The 20,722-nt window shown below is 65.2% G+C and carries 16 protein-coding genes and 2 tRNA genes; 12 read left to right on the forward strand and 6 right to left on the reverse strand.

Going from position 1 to position 20,722, the window contains the following annotated elements:
- Nucleotides 1–72: 72 nt before the first annotated feature.
- The gene (locus ACQ4W0_RS13990) at nt 73–1,065 is read right to left on the reverse strand and encodes a DUF2804 domain-containing protein (protein WP_436577265.1); all 993 of its coding nucleotides are present in this window, start codon (nt 1,063–1,065) and stop codon (nt 73–75) included.
- On the reverse strand, nt 1,062–2,345 hold the full coding sequence (locus ACQ4W0_RS13995) for a winged helix-turn-helix domain-containing protein (RefSeq protein ID WP_436577266.1): 1,284 nt from the start codon (nt 2,343–2,345) through the stop codon (nt 1,062–1,064). The genes ACQ4W0_RS13990 and ACQ4W0_RS13995 overlap by 4 nt, the downstream gene beginning before the upstream one ends.
- A 286-nt stretch (nt 2,346–2,631) precedes the next feature.
- Between ACQ4W0_RS13995 and ACQ4W0_RS14000 the strand changes: the two genes are divergently transcribed.
- The gene (locus ACQ4W0_RS14000; protein WP_436577267.1) at nt 2,632–4,785 is read left to right on the forward strand and encodes a TonB-dependent receptor domain-containing protein; all 2,154 of its coding nucleotides are present in this window, start codon (nt 2,632–2,634) and stop codon (nt 4,783–4,785) included.
- Nucleotides 4,786–4,820: 35 nt separating this feature from the next.
- Here the strand turns inward: ACQ4W0_RS14000 and ACQ4W0_RS14005 are convergent, their stop codons facing one another.
- Entirely contained in the window at nt 4,821–5,489 is a 669-nt protein-coding gene (locus ACQ4W0_RS14005) for a response regulator (protein WP_436577268.1), read from the reverse strand.
- Nucleotides 5,490–5,510: 21 nt separating this feature from the next.
- The gene (locus ACQ4W0_RS14010; RefSeq protein WP_034755042.1) at nt 5,511–5,882 is read right to left on the reverse strand and encodes a YajD family HNH nuclease; all 372 of its coding nucleotides are present in this window, start codon (nt 5,880–5,882) and stop codon (nt 5,511–5,513) included.
- A gap of 281 nt (nt 5,883–6,163) precedes the next feature.
- Here ACQ4W0_RS14010 and ACQ4W0_RS14015 point away from each other — a divergent pair, with 281 nt between their 5' ends.
- From ACQ4W0_RS14015 to ACQ4W0_RS14030, 4 genes are all read left to right on the forward strand, one after another.
- Complete coding sequence (locus ACQ4W0_RS14015; protein WP_436577269.1) at nt 6,164–9,184, forward strand: PAS domain-containing protein; 3,021 nt, start codon at nt 6,164–6,166, stop codon at nt 9,182–9,184.
- A 142-nt stretch (nt 9,185–9,326) separates the two neighbouring features.
- Nucleotides 9,327–10,553: an exonuclease SbcCD subunit D C-terminal domain-containing protein gene (locus tag ACQ4W0_RS14020; protein WP_436577270.1), complete on the forward strand. Its 1,227-nt coding sequence runs from the start codon at nt 9,327–9,329 to the stop codon at nt 10,551–10,553.
- Nucleotides 10,554–10,610: 57 nt separating this feature from the next.
- Nucleotides 10,611–11,252 carry a hypothetical protein gene (locus tag ACQ4W0_RS14025; RefSeq protein WP_436577271.1) on the forward strand — a complete coding sequence of 214 codons (642 nt, stop codon included), beginning with the start codon at nt 10,611–10,613 and terminating at the stop codon, nt 11,250–11,252.
- A gap of 40 nt (nt 11,253–11,292) precedes the next feature.
- The gene (locus tag ACQ4W0_RS14030; protein WP_436577272.1) at nt 11,293–15,060 is read left to right on the forward strand and encodes an AAA family ATPase; all 3,768 of its coding nucleotides are present in this window, start codon (nt 11,293–11,295) and stop codon (nt 15,058–15,060) included.
- 16 nt (nt 15,061–15,076) lie between these two features.
- Here ACQ4W0_RS14030 and ACQ4W0_RS14035 read toward each other — a convergent pair whose 3' ends face one another.
- A complete protein-coding gene (locus tag ACQ4W0_RS14035) occupies nt 15,077–15,244 on the reverse strand; it encodes a hypothetical protein (protein WP_436577273.1) in 168 nt (55 codons plus the stop codon).
- Between the two features lie 178 nt (nt 15,245–15,422).
- Here ACQ4W0_RS14035 and ACQ4W0_RS14040 point away from each other — a divergent pair, with 178 nt between their 5' ends.
- The 5 genes from ACQ4W0_RS14040 to ACQ4W0_RS14060 all read left to right on the forward strand — a co-directional run bounded on the left by ACQ4W0_RS14040 (nt 15,423) and on the right by ACQ4W0_RS14060 (nt 18,131).
- Nucleotides 15,423–15,632, forward strand: coding sequence for a hypothetical protein (locus tag ACQ4W0_RS14040; protein ID WP_436523437.1), 210 nt, complete (start codon nt 15,423–15,425; stop codon nt 15,630–15,632).
- A gap of 60 nt (nt 15,633–15,692) precedes the next feature.
- Nucleotides 15,693–16,550 carry a hypothetical protein gene (locus ACQ4W0_RS14045; RefSeq protein ID WP_436577274.1) on the forward strand — a complete coding sequence of 286 codons (858 nt, stop codon included), beginning with the start codon at nt 15,693–15,695 and terminating at the stop codon, nt 16,548–16,550.
- 58 nt (nt 16,551–16,608) lie between these two features.
- Entirely contained in the window at nt 16,609–17,787 is a 1,179-nt protein-coding gene (locus tag ACQ4W0_RS14050) for a methyltransferase (RefSeq protein WP_436577275.1), read from the forward strand.
- A gap of 56 nt (nt 17,788–17,843) precedes the next feature.
- A tRNA-Met gene (locus tag ACQ4W0_RS14055) sits at nt 17,844–17,920 on the forward strand.
- Between the two features lie 134 nt (nt 17,921–18,054).
- A tRNA-Met gene (locus tag ACQ4W0_RS14060) sits at nt 18,055–18,131 on the forward strand.
- Between the two features lie 66 nt (nt 18,132–18,197).
- Here ACQ4W0_RS14060 and ACQ4W0_RS14065 read toward each other — a convergent pair.
- Entirely contained in the window at nt 18,198–18,764 is a 567-nt protein-coding gene (locus tag ACQ4W0_RS14065) for a hypothetical protein (RefSeq protein WP_436577276.1), read from the reverse strand.
- A gap of 325 nt (nt 18,765–19,089) precedes the next feature.
- On the opposite strand from ACQ4W0_RS14065, the gene ACQ4W0_RS14070 reads away from it, so the two are divergent.
- Both ACQ4W0_RS14070 and ACQ4W0_RS14075 read left to right on the forward strand, forming a co-directional pair.
- Nucleotides 19,090–19,608 (forward strand): sigma-70 family RNA polymerase sigma factor, encoded by a 519-nt coding sequence (locus tag ACQ4W0_RS14070; protein ID WP_436577277.1) that lies wholly within the window; start codon nt 19,090–19,092, stop codon nt 19,606–19,608.
- 1 nt (nt 19,609) lies between these two features.
- Entirely contained in the window at nt 19,610–20,617 is a 1,008-nt protein-coding gene (locus tag ACQ4W0_RS14075; RefSeq protein ID WP_436577278.1) for a FecR domain-containing protein, read from the forward strand.
- The last annotated feature ends 105 nt before the right edge of the window (nt 20,618–20,722 follow it).

The raw sequence follows: 20,722 nt of genomic DNA on the forward strand, positions 1-20,722 counted from the left end.
GCGCCAGTGTATAGGATGCGCTGCCAAAAAAACTTGACCTTGTGGCGCGTTTCGCAAAAAATCCGCGCGCACCTACCAGCGCGAGCGGTGGCTTTCCGTCACGCCCGCCAGCTGCGCCACGATGCGCTTGGGAGATTCGGCGCTGGTACGCACCCAACCGCTGAAAGTGCCGATGGGCTGGATGTAGCGGCTGGCGGCGATCCACAGGTTTTTATCTTCGCGCCGCGCACCCTCGGGCTTGAAATGCAGGTCGAGCAGATCGTCATCGGTCCACACATGCCATGGCGCCAGCGGGTTGTCGGGATTGAAGTCGAAATGCGCGCGCCCCAGCGGATACAACTGGCCATCGAGCCACAGCGCGTTTTCATGCGCGCCGAAATAGCCGGCCTGCAGGTTGAAACCCAGGTCCAGGCTGTGCGCCGAGGCCCAGCGCCATTCCGTCTCGCGTGCCAGCAGCCCGTTCGAATAATCGAAGCTGGCCACGCCGTCATCGAGGCTGTAGCCCACGGCGCCGCAGCGCACGCTGCCCCACAAGGGCAAGCCGCCCGATTTTTGCGTGGCATGCACGCTGCCGCCCTCGCCCACGGGCCCCACGGCCAGCAGGGTGGGCGCCACGGGCGGGCCGAATTCCGCATCGATGCCGAAATGGCCGCAGTCGAGCTGCAAACGGTAACGCTGCTGCGGCTGTGCTTCGATGGCGATGGTGTGCGACAGGAAGCGGAAGCAGCTGCTGGCGCCCGCATGCGGCGCCACCGATGCGCACAGGCCGGGAATGCCATCCTGCGAAAAGGTCGCCACGATCTTGCCCTTGTGGCGGTCGAAGGCATACGCGAACGCCGTGCTGGTCCAGCCCAGGTCGACGATGGCCACGCCGCAGAACAGCGTGGGCGTGGACAAGGCCACATAATGCCAGCGCTTGTGGTGGAACAAGCGCCAGAGCGCGCCGCGCGCGTGCGGCGGCGCCAGCGCAGCCCAGTCGAAGGCGTTCAATTGCCCCGTGTAGCGGCCGAAACGGGGCTGGCCGTCGGCGTCGAGCAGCGCGGGCGGAGCCGGTGGCAGCATCATGCGGCCCGCCTTGCGGCAGCGCCGCCGTCATGCAGGGCCTCGGCCAACTGCACGCCAAATAGCGCCGGCTGCGCCTGCGCAATATCAATATCCGGGCAGGCATGCCAGAGCGCCAGGCGCTGCACGGCGCCAGCCACGTCCTGCACCAGGCGGGCACTCACGCGCACGCCCTCTTCCAGCGCCAGCGACTTGATCTCGAAGCGCCCCTGCGCGCGGTGCGCCTTGGCGTCCAGGCGCCCCACCAGCGCGCCGCGGCGCAGGATCGGCAAGGTAAAGTAACCATAGCGGCGCTTCTCGGCTGGCGTGTAGCATTCGAGCCGGTAGTCAAAGCCGAACAATTCCAGCGCCCGGCGCCGGTCCCAGACGACGGGGTCAAATGGCGACAATATCGTCGTCAGGGTGGGCGCCAGCTTGCCGGCGGCCGCGTCGCGCGCCAATTCTGCATGTTCCGCATGCACGTACACGGCGTCAATCCAGCCGGCCACCGAGCAGCGCAGCAGCACGCCCTCGTCCACCAGCGCCTGCAAATCCTGCGCCAGGCTGGCGCGCGACTGTTTGGTGCGGAAATAATCGCTGATCCAGCCGGCCCGCGCCAGGCCCAGGGCCTTCACGCTGGCCAGCAGCAGACGCCGGCGCACCTGCTCTTCGGGCGGCAGCAAACCATCGTGCCAGCCCGGCAAAACGCGCTCGGCCAGATCGTAATAGCGTTGGAAATTGTGGCGTTTGGCGATCATCAGCAGGCCCGACGTAAATAGCACTTCCAGCGAGCGTTTTTCCGGCTTCCAGCTCCACCAGCCGCCCGCCTGGCCATCCGTGCGCTCAAAATCAGCCGAGCGCGCGGCGCCGTTGGCGCGGATATGTTCGAGCACCGAAGCCACGGCATCGCCCTGCTCGGCCATCCACTTGACAGAGTACTTCCAGCCCATGGCGGCCGGGTCCAGCATGCGGTGGCGATACAAGCCATAGTCTTCGATAGGCACGAAGCAGGCTTCATGCGCCCAGTATTCGAACAGCGCGCCCTCGGCCAGCAATTGCTCCAGCCACGGCTGCGGATAATCGCCCAGCCGGCTCCACAGCACCAGGTACGGGCTGCGCGCCACCACGTGGATAGTGTCGATCTGCAGCACGCCCATCTGGCGCACGGCGGCCAGCACGTCGGCCTTCACGGCCTTCTTGCGGCGCGCCTGCAGCAGTCCCTGCGCGGCCAGGTGCAAGGCGCGCGCGGCAGCCAGCGATAAAGGGGGGAGGTCGGGAGAAATGTGCTGGTCTGGACTGTGCATAGCTGAAAGATACCGCATTCCGCGTGACACTTGTACGTTTTATCGCTATCGGCTTGCCCGGCAACGGCACGCAGCCCAGGCGCACGACGCCGCAGCCGACGACGACACAGCGCCGCGCATTCCCTGCCAGCTTGTTAAGAATCTCTTAAGAACTTCTACGCATGATCCGGAGCCAAATATTTTTTGGGAAGCCAGGTCCAGAATTGTAAATGATTCTTATTACCCCCATGATTCCCATTACCCAAACAATACACAGCAATAACTAATCAACCCTCCAGGAGTTTGCATGTCCAACAGCACCCGCCACCCGCGCTTGCCGCGCCCCACCACCCTGGCCCTGGCCTTGGCCGCCCTGTCCTGCCTGCCGGCCTACGCCCAGACGGGCACGCCTGCCAGCATGCCGGAAGTGGTCGTGTCCGCCTCCGGTTTCGAACAGGATATCAGGCAGGCGCCCGCATCGATCACCGTGCTGACGCGCGCCGAGCTGTCGAAGGAGCGCTTCGGCAACCTGACACAGGCGCTGGAAAGCGTGGAAGGCATCGACGTGGGTGCGGCGGGCGACAAGACGGGTGGCATGAACATCAGCATCCGCGGCATGCCCAGCGACTATACGCTAGTGCTGATCGACGGCCGGCGCCAGAACGCGGCCGGCAATGTCACGCCGAACGGCTTCGGCGGCACGCAGACGAGCTTCATGCCGCCGCTGGCCGCCATCGAGCGCATCGAGATCATCCGCGGCCCCATGTCCACCCTGTACGGCTCGGACGCCATGGGCGGCGTGATCAACATCATCACACGCAAGGTGGGCAAGCAGTGGATGGGTTCCGTCTCGGCCGACTACACCTTGCAGGAAGAATCGGACTTCGGCGACGTGAAAAGCGGCCGCTTCTACCTGAGCGGCCCCATCGCCACCGACCTGCTGGGCCTCTCCCTGCGCGGCAGCAAGCAGCGCCGCGATGCGGCCGACATCGGCTACAGCAACGCGGCCGGCGTGCAGGTTCCCGCCACCATGGGCGCCAATCCCGTGCGTGCGGACATAGCCAACTTTGGCGCGCGCCTGGCCTACACGCCGAACCGTTTCCATACCGTCATCCTCGACGTCGACGCGGGCCGCCAGACCTACGACAATTCGAACGGCCAACTCGGTACCAAGACCGTGCAGGGCGGCTACGGCCCCGAGCAGAAATACAAGCGCGACCAGTGGACCCTGTCGCACACGGGCCGCTTCAGCTTCGGCACGCTCGACAGCAGCTACATGGTGAACAAGACGGAAACCCTGGGCCGCACGATCCCGCCAGGCACGCCGGGCGCCGTCACCGGCAGCGCGCGCACCCTGGAAGTGGAAAGCCAGGTCTTCGATACCAAATTGGTCATGCCTTTGGGCAAACACATGGCCACCGTCGGCGCGCAATGGTGGAAAGCGGAAATGACGGATGGCGTGGCGCCGAAAAATTTCGAATTCACGCAAAAAGCCCTGTTCCTCGAAGATGAATGGCAGGTGCTGGAGCATGTCGCGCTAACCTTCGGCGCCCGCTATGACGATCACAGCATCTTCGGCGGCCAGACCAGCCCCCGTGCCTATGCCGTGTGGAACGCGACGCCAAGCTGGACCGTCAAGGGCGGCGTCAGCAAGGGTTACAAGACGCCGCGCGTGGAACAACTGTCGCCAGGCATCAACGGTTTCGGCGGCCAGGGCACGATTCCCCTCGTCGGCAGCCCGAACCTGAAGCCGGAAACGAGCACGACAACAGAAATCGGCGCGTATTTCGACAACCTGGCCGGTTGGACCGCCAGCGGCAGCGTGTTCAACAATACATTCAAGGACAAGATCACCACGGGCACCGGCCTCGTCAACTGCGATTACCGTCCATCGCCGAACCGTCCCGGCTGCGTCAGCTTCGGCAACTGGCCCAACGTGGATGCGTTTGGCCAGTCGGTCAATGTGGACGAGGCCGTCACGCGCGGCGTCGAGCTGAACACGCGTTTCCCGCTGGGCAAGACGCTGTCGGCCAGCGCCAACTACACGTACACGGAAAGCGAACAGAAGAGCGGCAGCAACGCCGGCAAGCCCCTGAGCGACACGCCCAAGCACGCCGTCAACGCCCGCTTGAGCTGGGATATCTCGCGCGAGTGGAACGGCTGGCTGCGCGCCGAATACCGCAGCGAACGCTTCCGTGATCCGGGCACCTCGGCTTCCACGCGCGCCGCCAAGGCCGCGCTGGGCGACTACCAGGGCTACACCATGCTGCACCTGGGCAGCAGCTACCAGCTGAACCAGCGCGTCACCCTGAACGCGGCCGTGTACAACCTGCTCAACAAGGACTTCATCGACTACCAGCCTTACCGTGGCTCATCGGCGCCGACGTTGACCTACGCCAACCGCTATGTCAACAGCCTGGACGGACGCCGTCTGTGGCTGTCGGCGACTGTCGATTTCTGATCTAGCGGGCGGCCTGCGGGCCGCCCGTTTTTTTGTCAGGCGGCTTGCGCTTTATCAATGCAATAGCCGATCGCATGCACGGTGCGTATCAAGTCCCGCCCCAGCTTCTTGCGCAGATGGTGGATATGCACTTGCACGGCATTGCTTTCCACTTCATCGCCCCAGCTGTACAGGTTTTTCTCCAGCTGTTCCCGGCTCAGCACCCGGCCACCGTGTTCCAGCAGCAGTTGCAGGATGCGGAACTCCTTCACCGTCAAGGCCACGGGCAAGCCCCCTTGCGTCACGTGCCGGTGAGCGATATCGAGCACCAGGTCGCCGTGCACGAGGTTTTCGCGCAGGCGGCCGGCGGCGCGCCGGCAGGCGCTGCGGATGCGCGCGGCCAGCTCGTCGAGGTCAAACGGTTTCACCAGAAAATCGTCGGCGCCCGCGTCCAGGCCGGCGATGCGCTCGCCCACCTTGTCGCGCGCCGTGACGATCAGCACGGCGCCGCTGTAGCCATGGTCGCGCAGCACGCCCAGCGCTTGCATGCCGTCCTGCCCCGGCAAGCCCAGGTCGAGCAGGATGCAGCCATAGTCGTGCAGACGCACGGCCGTGTGCGCCTGTTCAGCGCTGGTGACCCAGTCGACGGCATAGCCGCCCTGTTCCAGGCCGATCTGCGTGGCGCGACCCAGTTGCGGATCGTCTTCGGTCAGCAAGATGCGCATGGGGGAAGCGGCGCGGCCCGCTCAGTCCTTCTTTTTGATCAGGCCGGCCAGCGCGGCGAACGGATTGTGCGTGGCAGGCGCCACCTCGGCCGACAGCAGGCCGGCGCCACGGTCCGCTTCCAGGTAGCGCGAGTGTTCATTGTCGTGGCAATACAGACACAGCAATTCCCAGTTGCTGCCATCCGGCGGATTGTTGTCATGGTTATGGTCGCGGTGGTGCACCGTCAGTTGCTGCACGTTGGCACGCGTAAATTCGCGCATGCAGCGGCCGCACACCCACGGATACATCTTCAGCGAGCGCTCGCGGTAGCCGCTCTCGCGCTGGTCGGCGGCGCGGCGCGCTTCGGCCACGATCTTGTCCAGTCTTGCCGCGTCGGGCTTTTTACTCTGCATGACAACTTTCGATATGGGAGGAAGAAGTCACCATTTTAATGACGATACGGGCCGAATTGTACTTTTTCTGCCACTTCCCATGCCCGTGCCACCACGGCGGCACCTTTTTTAGTACGCGCAGCGCCACGCATGTTTGATTTAACGCAGAATAGGACCAGCGACAGACCGCGAACAGACGATAGGAGCGGCGGCAACAGGGTTACGCGCAAGGCAGCCGAATCGGCTATCATGCGCGCCACGCCGCCCCTCCCCTTTTCCATGAATATAGCCTGCAAGCGCCCGTGATAGCGATAACAAGACCCCTGCAACGCCTTGCCCGCCGCCTGTACCGCCTCAGCCTGGTGCCCCTGTTCGCGCTCATCTTGCTGCTGGCGCTCTGGGCGGCCGTTTACTACCAGGTTGGCCAGGAACGGGCCAGCGCCGTGCGCGACGCCGTGGCCGTCAGCCAGTCGCTGGCGCGAACGCTGGCCGACCATACCAGTTTCACCCTGCGCCAGACCGATCACGCCACCCAGTTGTTCAAGCTCAAATACGAGGAGTCAAGCGGCAGCCTGCGCCTGAATGAATTCACGCGCCGCCAGGGCCTGCTCGACAGCGTGCTGCCATCGAAACTGGAACTGCCGATCGCCCTCATCGACGCGCAGGGCAATGTGATCGACAGCGCCAACGCGTATTTGCCGGAAAACCTGGCCAAGCAGGCATTTTTCAGGGCGCTAGCCGCCAATGCGTCCGATACGGCCCTGGTCGACACGCCCATGCTCGACACCGGAAGCAAGCACTGGACCATCCGCCTGGCGCGCCGCCTGAACGATGCGCAGGGCCGCTTTGCCGGCGCCATCATCATCCTCGTCGACCCCACGTATTTTGTCGACGATTACGACCGCCTGAACCTCGATGCACAGGGCGCGCTGATGCTGGTGGCGCGCGACAGCGGCCTGACGGCGGGGCGCATCGGCGAGCAATTGATCCTCAGCGACCGCATCGATTTCCGCATGCCGGGACCGCCGCAGCATGCGCCGGAAGAACTGCTGATCGAGCCGCCCGTCGACGCGACGGCGCGCATCTACAGCTACCGCGAACTGCCGCGCTACCCGCTGCTGGCCGTGGTAGGCGTGAGCCGCGCTGCCGCCCTGACGCGCTTCGAACAACGGCGCCTGGCGTATGTCGGCGCGCTGCTCGCCGCCAGCGTGCTCATTGCCGGCTTTACTGCGCTGCTGATGCGCCAGAGCGCGCGCCTGCGCCGCAGCATCCGCCAGGCCACGGAAACGCAAGCGCTGCTGCGCGCGGCGCACCAGGGCAGCCTCGATGCCGTGCTGCTGCTGAAAGCCTGGCGTCCCGCGCCGGGCAAGCCGGTGGAAGATTTCATTTTCGCCGATGTCAACGAGCGGGCCGCCGACATGCTGGGCAAGCGACGCTCCGAACTGCTGGGCCAGCGCGTGCTGCCGCAGGTGCCGCTGCTGCGCGGCGAGCGTTTTTTCAAGCGCTTCGTGCTGGTGATGGAAACGGGCCAACCGCTGGAAGACGAATTCGAGCTGACACTGGCCTCGGGCGGCACGCGCTGGCTGCGCCACCAGGTGGTGCCGATCACCGATGGCGTGGCCGTCACCTCGCGCGACATCAGCGCGCGCAAGCACGACGAACTGGCGCTGCAGGATAACCGCAGCTTCCTGCAGTCGCTGATCGACCATTTGCCCGTGCTGGTCTACGTGAAAAGCGCACGCCCCGAAAACTTCGGCCAGATGGAAGTGTGGAACAAGGCGGCCGAGGATATCACCGGCCACCTGGCCGCCGACGTCATCGGCAAGACCGATTGCCAGGCCTTCCCGCCCGGCTTCGGCCTGCACGATGCCGAAGACGACCGCGCCATCCTGGCCGAGCGCGGCGTCATCGACCATACGGAAAAGCCCTTGCGCCTGCGTGATGGCAGCCTGCGCTACCTGCGCGCCGTCTCCGTGCCCGTATTCGACGAGCGCCAGCAGATCGAACATATCCTGTGCATCGCCGAGGATATCTCGCAGCGCCGCCAGCAGGAACTGGAACTGCGCCAGAAACAGGCCGAACTGGCCGCCGTCAACGACGCCTCGCCGCTCGGGCTGGTGCGCCTAGACCGCCAGCGCCGCTGCACCTACGTCAACCGCACCTTCGAATCGATCACGGGCCTGCCGCGCGCCGCAGCCCTGGGCGCCGGCTGGACCAGCGCCCTGCACCCGGACGACTATCCGCTGATGCACGTGGCGCTGGAACAGCTCACGCGCAGCCACGCGCCGTTCCAGTCCACCTTGCGCTGTCTGCAACGCGACGGCAGGCTGGTCTGGGTCTCCGTGAAGATCGCCCCCATCCTCATCGACGGCCAGATCGAAGGCTACGTGGGCAGTCTGGACGACATCACCACCTTGCGCGAATCGGAAGTGGCGCTGCTGGAAAGCGAAGCGCGCCTGCGCACCATCGCCGACACCTTGCCGGCCATGATCGCGTACATCGACGCCGACCAGGTCTACCGCTTCCTGAACATCGCCTATGAACGCGAATTCGGCCTGACGGGCCGGCAGGCGCTGGGCAGCAGCGTGCGCGATACGGTGGGCGAAGCGCGCTACCGCACGGTGGCGCCGTATATCGAGCGCGTGCTGGCCGGCGAAACCCTGAGCTTTGAAGAGGAAGATGAAAAGGAAGGCATCGAGCGCTGCATGGAAGTGATCTACATCCCGCAGATCGGCGAAGACAAGCTGCAGGTGGTGGGTTTTCACGTGATGCGCCAGGATATCACCGTGCAAAAGCGCGAGAAACAGCGCCTGCTGAAGCTGGCCCAGGTCGATGTGTTGACGGGATTGTCGAACCGTGCCGGCTTCCAGCAAAAACTCAGCGACGCCATGCACGCCAGCCGCCAGCAACAGCACCTCATGGCCGTCATGTACATGGATATCGACCGCTTCAAGCCCGTCAACGACACGCATGGCCACGGCACCGGCGACGCCCTGCTGCGCGCCTTCGCCCAGCGCCTGACGCAGACCATGCGCGTCACCGACATCATCGCCCGCCTGGGCGGCGACGAATTCACCATCATCATGGAACAGATCACCAGGCCCGACGACGCGGCCGTGCTGGCGGAAAAGATCGTCGCCGCCATGCAGCAGCCGTTCGAACTCGATGGCATCACCGTGCACATTTCCGCCAGCATCGGCCTGGCCTTCTACCGCGACGAAGACATCCCCCCTGCCGTGCTGCTGCAGCGCGCCGACGTGCTGCTGTATCAGGCCAAGCAGGATGGGCGCAATACCTACAGGGCCGGCGCGACTGTCGTTTGATGGTTGAAGGCAGACCCAACTGAAGGCTGGGGTCAGTCGCTTCGCGATCGGCAAGTTCCCTACCAGGAAACTTGCCCCCAACGGGTCTGACCCCTATCATTCCTGCTATATTGGCGCCTGTCTTCCCTACCCTTGCCACACCATGCGCCTGCTGCACACTTCCGACTGGCATCTGGGCCAGACCCTGCACAATTTTGAAAGGGGTTACGAACACCAGCGCTTCCTCGACTGGCTGCTCGACACGCTCGTGGCTGAACACGTCGACGTGCTGCTGGTGGCGGGCGACGTGTTCGACAACGCCAACCCGTCGGCCGCCTCGCAAAAGCAGTTGTACGTGTTCCTGCAGCAGGCGCGCGCGCGCCTGCCCGCGCTGCAGCTCGTCGTCGTCGCCGGCAACCACGATTCGGCCGGACGGCTCGAAGCACCCGGCCCCCTGCTGGCCGCGCATGGCACGCACGTCATCGGCCATTTGCTGCGCGGCGAGGATGGCCACATCGACCTGGAACGCCTGCTGCTGCCCTTGTCGGGCGCCGATGGGCAGGTGCAGGCCTGGTGCCTGGCCGTGCCTTTCCTGCGCCCCGGCGACGTGCCGAAGCTGCCATCCGGCGATAGCCAGGATGCCTACCTGGGCGGCATCGCCCTGCTGTATCGCCAGTTGACGGACCTGGCGCTGGCGCGCCGCCAGCCCGGACAAGCCATCATCGCCATGGGCCATTGCCACATGGTGGGCGGCGAAATGTCGAACGACTCCGAACGGCGCATCGTCATCGGCGGCACCGAGATGCTGCCGTCGGGGATTTTTGATACCGCCATCGTCTACGCTGCGCTGGGCCACCTGCACAAGGCGCAAGCCGTGGGCGGCCAGGAACACATCCGCTACTGCGGCAGCCCGATTCCCCTGTCGTTCGCCGAAGTGAACTACCGCCACCAGGTGCTGTGCCTCGACATCGAAGGCGAAACGCTGCAGTCGGTGCGCGCCATCGAGGTGCCACGCGCCGTGCCCCTCTTGCGCGTGCCCGCAGCGCCGGCGCCGATAGACGAAGTGCTGGCGCAGCTGGCAGCCCTCGACCTGCCCACAGCGCCACCGGAAACGCAGCCATTCCTGGAAGTGCGCGTGCGCCTGGACGCGCCCGAGCCGGGCCTGCGCACGCGCATTGAGACGGCGCTAGACGGCAAGAGCGTGCGCCTGGCGAAGATCGAAACGTCGAGCGCCGCGCGCAGCAGCGCGCCCGAGAACATGACGCTCGACCAATTGGGCCAGCTGCAGCCGGACGATATCTTCCGCCGCCTGTACCTGCAAAAATACGGCCGGCCCGCACCGCCCGAGCAACTGTCGGCGCTGGCCGAACTGCTGCTGCCCGGCGCCTGAAGTCCAGGGTAATTGCTCCAAACATCCATTCTCCCCCAGTGCCACTTGAAAGGTTTTATGAAGAAAATCCGCCATTTCCCCCTGTTGGGCGTTTCATTGTTGCTATCGCTTGCGGGCTGTGGCCCAAGCGCGGAGTACCCGGCACCGGCGCCTGCCGAAAAGACAGCGGCGTCGCAACTGTCGAAACCCATCATGCTCAAGGATCTAAGCACCGGCATCAAGGCGGGGAAATCGGTCGCCGATGGCTATCTGGGTAAATGGAGCTACTTTGGCAAGCCGCGCGTCGTCACAACCGAGCAATTGGCTGACGGTACAGTCACGGCCATCGCGGTCTTGCTGGAAGGATCGGACTTAAACCCGCTCAAAAAAGAACTTGAGGAGAAATACAGCAAGGAGGAAGGCCATCCCGTCACATTCAGCTGCAACCGGGCGTACCGCCGCCTCCCCACGCTCGACAACTTGAGAATCGTCGATGAAAACTGCATTGTGTATCATGCCGATCAAATATTGCGCATTCATTCCCTCTCTCCGCATGACACAGAGATGATCAATAAATTATGGTCTGCGAGAGCCCTGTTCTACACCACCAAATTGACGCTGGTCGATGCCGGTCTTGAAACCAAACGCGAAGCCGCCATAGCGGCAGCATCTGCCGAAAAGAGCGCTGCCCAAGAAGCCAAGGCAAAAAAAGATCTGTAAGCGCACCTGCCGGGCGACTGCATCAGCATAAAAGAACAGCATGAAAATCCTGAAAATCAGCGGTAAGAACCTGGCCTCGCTGGCCGGCGAATTTGAAGTCGACTTCCAGCAGGAGCCGCTGGCGTCCGCCGGCCTGTTTGCCATCAGCGGCCCCACGGGCGCGGGCAAGAGCACCCTGCTCGACGCACTGTGCCTGGCCCTGTACGACGCCACGCCGCGCCTGCTGAAGGTGCTGGGCCGGGGCAGCGCCCTGCCCGACGTGGGCAAAGAAACCGTCAACGCCCAGGATACGCGCACCCTGCTGCGCCGCGGCACGCCGGACGGTTACGCGCAAGTCGATTTCGTCGGCAACGATGGTGCAAGCTACCGCGCGCGCTGGAGCGTGCGCCGCTCGCGCACCCGTGCCGAAGGGGCGCTGCAGGCGACCGCCATGAGCTTGCACCAGCTGCCCGCGCTGCAACCCATCGGCGGCACCAAGACGGAAGTCAAGGACGAGATCGAAAAACGCATCGGCCTGTCGTTTGACCAGTTTACGCGCGCCGTGCTGCTGGCGCAAAACGAGTTTTCCACTTTCCTCAAGACGGAAGACAATGAACGGGGAGAATTGCTGGAAACCCTGACGGGCAGCAGCATCTATACCGATATTTCCGTGCGCGCCTTCGAGCGGGCGAAAAAGGAAAAACAGGCCCTCGAACGCCTGGGCGAAAAACTGGCCGACCAGCGGCCCTTGTCGCCGCAAGAGCGCACCGACACCGAGGCGCTGTGCAACGCGGCCGAGACCACGCTGCAACACATCGACTTGCGCAAGGCGGTGCTGGAACTGCAGCAGCGCTGGCACCAGGAGACGCACAAGCTGCAAAGCCAGGTGAGCGCCGCGCAAGAGGCGCTGGGCAGCGCGGCCTTTGAGCGCGCCGCCGCAGAAGAACGCCGCACGGCGCTGGCGCAGTGGGAATTGCTGCAGCCGGCGCGCCCCCTCATCGACGACGTGGCGCGCCTGGCGGGCGAGATCGCCGGCAACGGCGCAGCGCTGGAAGCGTCGCGCGTGCAGGCGGCGCACGCCGTCGCCAGCGAGGCGCAACTGGCGCAAGCCGTGCAGCTGGCGGCAGCGTCCTTGCATGCCAGGGAGGCGGCGCAGCGCGATGCGGCACCCCTGCTCGATACCGCCAAGGCGCTCGACGCCGGCATCCTCGCGCAACTGCCTGCGCATGGCCAGGCAAGGCAAGCCGCGCAAGGCGCCGACCAGGCCAACGAGTCGGCGCGCAGCGCGCTGCAGGCACTGCAGCAGCGCCAGCACGCCGTGCAGCTGGAACAGGAAACGGGCCGCCTGTGGCTGGCGTCGCGCCAGCACTGGCAGGCGCTGGCGCAATCGTGGCAATTGTCGGACCAGCTGTTTGCCCAGGCAGGCCAGGCTGCCGCGCAAGCCGATGCGGCCGACGCCAGCGTGGCCGCATCGGCGCAACTGGTACGCCACGCCAGCGATTCGGCGCGTGAAGAGCACGCCGCGCTGGCCGCTGCCGCATTGGCGCTGGCCGCGCGCGATGCCGAGCGGCGCGCAGCGGCTGGCGCCGTGCAAGCCATCGATGGGCAGCTGTTGCAGGAACAGCGCGGCCAGCTGGAAGAGCATGCGCGCCAGTTGAATGCGGCGGAAAAAACGTGGACGGAGCTGGCGCGCAAGCAGCAGGAGCTGACGCATGGTCAAGCACGGGCCGCGCAACTGGCCCAGGCCGCGCTGGCGGAAAACACGGTGCTGGCGGCGCAAGCCGCCCGGACGGCGCTGCTGGAGGCCAGCCTGGCGCAGGCGGAAAAATCCTTGAAGGGTGCGGAAGCGGCATGCGCGGCCAGCGTCGAACAGCTGCGCGCGACCTTGCAGGACGAGCAGCCCTGCCCCGTCTGCGGCGCGCTCGAGCACCCATATACCCACGCTGGCCACGCCGACAACGCCTTGCAGGCGATGCTGGCCAGCTTGCAGGATGAAGTGCTGGCCTGCCGCACGCAGGCGCGCAGTAATCTGGAGCAGCTGGCCACGCACAGGGCGGCGCTGGCCGGCTATGCGCGCGAACAGACACAAATAGAAGCCGAACTGGCGGCCCTCCCGCCCGCCATCGCCATCCTGGAGACGCAGTGGCGGCCGCATGGCGACAAGCTGCAACTGCCGCCGGAAAACCAGCGCGCGGACTGGTTCACGCAACAATTGACAGCCAATGCGGCCGGCTTGCAGGCGCTGGCGCAGCAGGAGGCGGCGCTGCACCAGGCCAGCGCGCGGCGCGAGCAGGCGCAGGCGGTGCACGAACTGGCCGGCGCCGAACACGCGCGCCTGACGGCCGCCGTCGCCGAAACGCAAACACGGCTGGCGCAGTTGCAGGCGCAGCAGGCGGCCAGCAAGGACAAGGCGGAGACGTCGCGCAGCTCCCTCGATGGCTTGCTGACACAGCTCGATGCGACCTTTGCCGACACGGATGGCGCCGAAGACTGGAAGGATGGCTGGCGCGCCGGCCCTGCCGCCTTCCGCGCGGCGCGCGAAGCGGAAAGCCGGCAATGGCTGAAACAGCAGGCGGACCAGGACAGCCGCCTCCACGCGCTGGCGACCCTGGCCGCGCAGCTGGACGCGGCCAATGCTGCCGCGCGCACGACGCAGCAGCTGGCACTGGAAGCGCATGCGGCATACGCCGCCCTGGACGCGCAGCTGAAGGCGCTGCAAGCGCAGCGCGCGGCGCTGTGGGATGGCCAACCCGTGACCGAGGTGGAAGCTGCGCTGGCAGGCGCCGTCGCACATGCAAAAGATCAGCTGGCGCAGCAGCAAGCGGCGGCGCAATCGGCCAGCCAGGCGCGCGCGCGGCTCGATGAAGCGTGTGCGCAAACGGCCCTGCGCCTGGATACCTTGCGCCAGCAAGACAGCGCTGCCGCGGCAGCGCTGGAGGATTGGCTGCACCGCTTCCGGCTTGCCCATCCGGTCCATGCGCCCGCCGACATGGCCGGCTTGCGCGCGCATCTGGCCATCGCGCCGGAAGCCATGCGCGCCGAACGGGATGCCCTGCAAGTGATCGCCGACCGCCACACGGCGGCGCTCTCCGTACTGGCCGAGCGACGGCAGCAGCATGCGGACCACCTGGAGCGGCCACCGGAAGCACTGGAAACGGACGTGGCCGCGCTGCAGGCCGCGCTCGACGCGCTTGGCGCGGAACGCCAGGCGGCCAACCAGGAAGCGACGCGGTTACGCCTGGCCATCGCGCAGGACGACGCCAGGCGCCACAGCGCGCAATCGATGCTGGCGCAAATCGAGGCGCAAGCCGTCATCGAGCGGCGCTGGGCCAGCCTGAATGAATTGATCGGTTCGGCCGACGGCAAGAAATTTCGCAACTATGCGCAGCAATTCACGCTGGAAGTGCTGCTCGGCTATGCCAACGCGCATTTGAACCACCTGGCGCGCCGCTATCAGCTGGAACGCATCGACAACCCGAACAATCCGTCGCTGGGCCTGATGGTGCGCGACCAGGACATGGGCGGCGAGCTGCGCTCCGTGCACTCGCTGTCGGGCGGCGAATCGTTCCTCGTCTCGCTGGCCTTGGCGCTGGGCCTGGCCTCGCTGTCCTCGAACCGGGTGCGCGTGGAATCGCTGTTCATCGACGAGGGCTTCGGCAGCCTGGACACGGAAACCCTGCGCGTGGCCATGGATGCGCTCGACGGCCTGCAAGCGATGGGACGCAAGGTGGGCGTCATCTCGCACGTCCAGGAAATGACGGAGCGCATCGCCACCCGTATCCTCGTGCAGCCGGGGTCCGGCGGCAAGAGCGTGGTGACGGTGCGCTAGCGCAGTTGCTTGCGCATCATCGAGCCAGGGGCTCGGGGCCCAGCCTGAGCAAATCCCAGCCCAGTTCGCGGCGGATCTGCTCGGGGTCGGGCGGGGGCCGGCGCTGTTCCAACTCCGCTTTCAACCACTTCCTGACCAGCTCCTTGGCGGGCTGTACAGGCTTTTCCTTGTCATGCTTGTCCATGGTGCTACCTCTTCAACGGCGGTCAGACGACCTCCTATATACGCTCAACGTCACGGCGCGGATTCAGTTGACCTGCGCGTGGCGCAGATGCAACAACGTGTAACGATGGCCGGAGTGCGTTAAAATCGCCGCCTTCGCGCAGGCACCGCCTACGCCCCGCAACAGTTCAAGGAAACCCATGAAAGCCGCCCGCAGCCTCACCTTCAAGTGCGTAAAATGTCACAAATCCATGCAGGTCTATCTGCAAAAAGTCTCCGCCTGCTCGCATATCCAGCCTTACCAGGGCATTTGCGCATGTGGCGAACTCAAGCGCCACGCCACGGGCCAGGCCGATGCCGTCCAGTCCTACCTGGCATCGGCGGACGGTAGCTGGTCGCACCACCACTAATGGTTAAAGTACGGGGAGATATTGCCGTTAATTCGTATATCTTCCCCATTTGAACCGACCATGTCCCAGCTTCCCGCCCTTGCCAGCCGTCAACCCGCAGCGAATACGCTGGCTGGCCAGCAGCCGTCCCGCACGGGCAGCGGCGCCACGGGGTTGGCCGCTTCGCCCTTGTTGCAGCGTACCGCGCAAGACGTGGTGGCCCTGTCGAAAAATGGCCTGGACCTGTCGGCCAAGGGACTCTCGCAACAGACCGATGCGCTGGGCAACGCCACTGTCGATGTGGCGCAAGATTTTCTTGGCAACATGACGCGCCAGCTGTTTGGCGACGGCGCCAGCATCGCCTTCGATTCGGTCGACCTGCAGGCCGGCTCCAGCTACAGCAGCGGTAGCGCCAGCGTCTCGGGCGCTGGCGGCAGCAGCAGCGCGGCCGCCTTCAGCCTCGATGAAAACGCCCATTTCATCGGCAAGGGCAAGATCACCACGGCCGATGGCCAGACTTTCGACTTCGAACTTGAAGTGCAATATCAATCGAACATCAGCGCGGGTGCATTGACGCAAACGCAAGACGATGCGCAGGAAGTCGCGCCATCCGATGACGCCGCCCTGCCCGCCAAAGAGTTGCCCGCGACGCACTTCGCGGGCAATCTGCACGACCTGTTCAAGCTGCTGGGCCAGCAATTGCAAAGCAGCATCTTCAATCAGCAATCCGATGGCGCCAGCGCCAGCGACAAGGATGGCGACCTGGCGGGCAGGCTGAGCTTGCGTTTGCTCAAGCTGGTGCAGCCTGACAATACCGTCGAGGCCGCCAAAGCTGACAAGAAAGCTGCTGAATCCACGCCGGAAGAGCAGGCGCGCGCCCGCGCACTGGCAATCGCCTATGGCACGGACACCGCTGACAGCACGGCCAGGGACGTATAATGGAAGACGGCCTGCGCAGGCGACCATGCCGCGCGCCCCCTTCTATCGATTGAATCCCATGTCCGACACCTCTTCACCTACCGTTCATCCGCAGATCCACTGGAGCGAAAACGGCGCCGAGCATTCGGCCCGCTGGCGCTCGGAAAGCGGCATGCCGCCGCCCAAGCGCGTCGTCATCGCCGATGACCGCACGACGGCCGACCAGGCTTACCGCCTGGCCTGCGAAGGCACGGCCATGATTTGGCGCGGCGACTTCCAGAACGCGCGCCAGCTGCTGCAGGCGCTGGCGCGGCGCGCCGACCACAAAAACGACAAACCCAGCAAAAAGGCCAAGGCCGCCAAGCTGGCGCAACCCGAACCATCCGCCACGGAAGCCTTCCATCTGCACCGCCAGGCCCAGTCGCAACGCGCCCGCACCCTGGCGATGCTGCTGCTGCCCTTCGATGCCGACTACACGATCCCGCTGCGCCGCGCGCCGGACGTGAAACTGGCGTGCAATGAAGCGTATGGCCGCGGCGAAGAGCCGTTCGTCGCCTCGCTGCGCGAGCTGCTGGGCCTGATCGGCGCGCACGAATGGCGCCGCACGGGCGTGGAACTGCCGGCCCTGGGCCAGCGCATCCACCCGCATTACGGCGTGTTCGCGCCGATCCGCGGCGAATACGTGGGCCTGGTGGCCGACGCGCCGCTGCCCCCGCGCGCCAGCCTGGCCTTCGACATCGGCACCGGCACGGGCGTGCTGGCCGCCGTGCTGGCCCAGCGCGGCGTCCAACGCATCGTCGCGACCGACCAGGACCCGCGCGCCCTGTCCTGCGCGCGCGAAAACCTGGCCCGCCTCGATTTGCTCCACAAGGTCGACGTGGTGCAGGCCGACCTGTTCCCTGCGGGACGCGCGCCGCTGGTCGTGTGCAATCCGCCATGGCTGCCGGCCCGCCCAAGCTCGCCCATCGAATACGCCGTCTACGATCCGGACAGCCGCATGCTGCGCGGTTTCCTCGCCGGCCTGGCCGATCATCTGGAACCAAACGGCGAAGGCTGGCTGATCCTGTCCGACCTGGCCGAGCACCTGGGCCTGCGCCCGCGCGCGCAATTGCTCGAGTGGATAGCGCAAGCGGGCTTGAAAGTGGTCGACCGCCTGGACGTGAAACCCACGCACCCGCGCGCGCAAGATGCCACGGACAGCCTGCACGCGGCCCGTTCGAAGGAAATCACGTCGCTGTGGCGCCTCGCGGCTGCCTGATTCCATATCTGCTGCAAGGCCATTGCGCATTGCAGCAAACCCCGCTATAATTCGCCTGCGGGGTGGAGCAGTCTGGCAGCTCGTCGGGCTCATAACCCGAAGGTCACAGGTTCAAATCCTGTCCCCGCAACCAGATACATGAAAGCCGCTGATTCTTGCAAAGGGATCAGCGGCTTTTTCCATTGCGTCGCGCTATGCCCGCGACCATCATGCAAACCAAATGCCATCCGCTCTTTCGCAATGCAACAAACTCATATATAATTCGCCTGCGGGGTGGAGCAGTCTGGCAGCTCGTCGGGCTCATAACCCGAAGGTCACAGGTTCAAATCCTGTCCCCGCAACCAATACATAAAAACCGCTGACTCCTGCAAAGGATTCAGCGGTTTTTTCATTCCGGGCCGGACCCGCACTTAGGCGGTGACGCTGGCCCGGATCTGCTTGGCCGCCGCATGCAGGCTGGCCGCCACTCTTTCCAGCTTGTCGGCTCCCGCCGTTTCAGCCAGGGCGGCAAACGCGCTGATATGAAAGGTGGCCACCATCGCCGGCGAGACATCGAGCTCCAGCGCAGTCTTGCTCAGTTCCGTCGACGCCTCGAGGTAAGGCTCGCTGCCCGCCTCGAAGGCCTGCTTCGTTTCCAGCAATTCCTGGCCACCCTGCGCCTTGACCAGGCAATCGTCAACCTTTTGCTGGAAGGCCGGCAGCGTATCGCGCACGGGTCCGGGTTCAGGCGCCGCCTCCGGTTCCGGCTCCGCTGGCGCAGGAGCGGCATGCGCCGGCTTGTCCACCGTCGGTATGTCACGCAGGGTGAGCCAGCGCTCGACGGCGAGAAAGTCGGCAAAGGGCTCGGCGACCTTGGGATTCATCAACCAGACCTCGCCCGTGCGCCAGTCGATCCGGGCGCCACGCTCATTTCTCGCCAACAAAATATCCTTGCCCCCATCGGCATTCGACACCCGGCCGATGTCGAGCCAGTTCATCAGTTCCGCCTGGCGCGACATCGCGTTGACCCGATGAAAAAAGGCCAACCATAAAAATCTGGCGACCAAAAGAACCAGGACACCGCCAACCATCCACATCATTTTGCGCTCCGCACCACATCGACAGACCGCATTTTCTCACATGAAAGCTTGCGCCAAGGAAACTTTTATATCTGCCGTGCGGCAGCGCAAAGCTACCACCGCGCGCGGCCCGGGCGCACAGTCGCATTTCAGCAACGCCGCGTTTTCCTGATTGCATGGCGTGCGCCGCTGCGTTATTATGAGAACAATTCTCATTTAGATTAAGATATCCCATCCTGTCCGCATGCTGTCCACCTCTTCCCCGTCGTCCGACTTCCAGGCCCTGTATGCCGAGCACCATTCCTGGCTGCTGCACTGGCTGAAGCGCCGCCTGCACGATGCGGGGCTGGCGGGCGACCTGGCGCAGGATACCTTCATCAAGATCTTCGTTGCACGCAGCAGTGCCGGGATCGCGCAGCCGCGCCCCTTCCTGGCCACCATCGCCAAGCGCCTGCTGGCCAATCACTGCCGCCGCGAAGAGCTCGAACGGGCCTACCTCGACGCCCTGCGGCATCAGCCGCAAGCCTGCGCGCCCTCGCCGGAAGCGATGTCCATCCTGCTCGAATCGCTGCAACTGATCGACCGCGCGCTGGACCAGCTCTCCGCCAAGGCCAAGGCGGCCTTCCTGCTGGCCCACCTGGACGGCATGAGCTACGCCGAGATCGCCGCCGAACTGGGCACCACCACGCATTCCGTCAAAAAATACCTGAGCAAGGCCAACCTGCTGTGCTTTTTTGCCGTGCCCGATTTTGCCGGCCCCTGAGATGCGCACCGCCACCGTCTACGCGCAGGGCCAGCCCATCGACCTGGCCATCGCCATGCAGGCAGCCGAATGGCTGGCCACCCTGATGAGCGGCGAAACGACCGCGGCGGAAAAGACGGCCTGGCAAGAGTGGCGCCAGGCGCATCCCGACCATGAACGGGCGTGGAAACACATCGAAAGCGCCAGCGGCGGCTTGCGGCAACTCGATGCCCAGGCCAGCCGCAAGGCGCTGCTGCAGAGTCCCATCTCGCGTTCTATCTCGCGGCGCAACAGCCTGCAGTTGCTGGCGTGGGTATCGACCATCGGCATCACTGGCTGGTTCGGCGCGCGCTCGGAATATGCGCCCGGCTTTGCCCGCGCCGCGCTGGCCGACCTGTCCACCGGCGTGGGCGAACGCCGCGAGCTGACCCTGCCAGACGGCAGCCGTCTGCACCTGAATAGCGGCAGCGCCGTGAACATCCGCTACAGCGGCACGCAGCGCCTGCTGCAACTGGTGCGGGGCGAAGTGTTTATTGCCACGGCCCGCGAAACGGGCCTGCCCTACCGCCCCTTCCTCGTCGAGACCGTGCACGGCCACGCGCAGGCGCTAGGCACGCGCTACTCGGTACGCCAGGCGGACGGCAACACCATGGTCGCCGTCCAGGAAGGCGCCGTGCGGCTGACGCCCCGCCATGCCGACGGCAACCGCGTGATCCACGCGGGCCAGGGCGGCGGCATGACGGCGCAACACATCCTGCCCGCGCACGCCGTCTCCCCTGACATCTGGGCCTGGCGCCGGGGCTTGCTGCTGGCCGACGCCATGCCGCTGCGCGACTTCCTGAATGAACTGAGCCGCTACCGCCACGGCTTGCTGGGCTGCGACGATGCCGTCGCCGGCCTGCGCATTTCCGGCGTCTTCCCGCTGGCCGACCTCGACGCCGTGCTGCTGTCGCTGCCCGACTCCCTGCCGGTGGACGTGCGCCTGCGCACGCGCTACTGGGTGCAGCTGGAAGCGCGCCAGCAGCGCTGAAGATTTTTTTTGACGCCAGCGCAAAAAAAACAGTACCCGCTTTCGCTTTTCGCGTGACCTGTGTAGGCAACGTTCTTTTTGACGACTACACCACAAGGTAACCAT

Origin of the sequence: Janthinobacterium breve (genome assembly GCF_051380895.1) — a bacterium.
Taxonomy (GTDB): domain Bacteria; phylum Pseudomonadota; class Gammaproteobacteria; order Burkholderiales; family Burkholderiaceae_D; genus Janthinobacterium.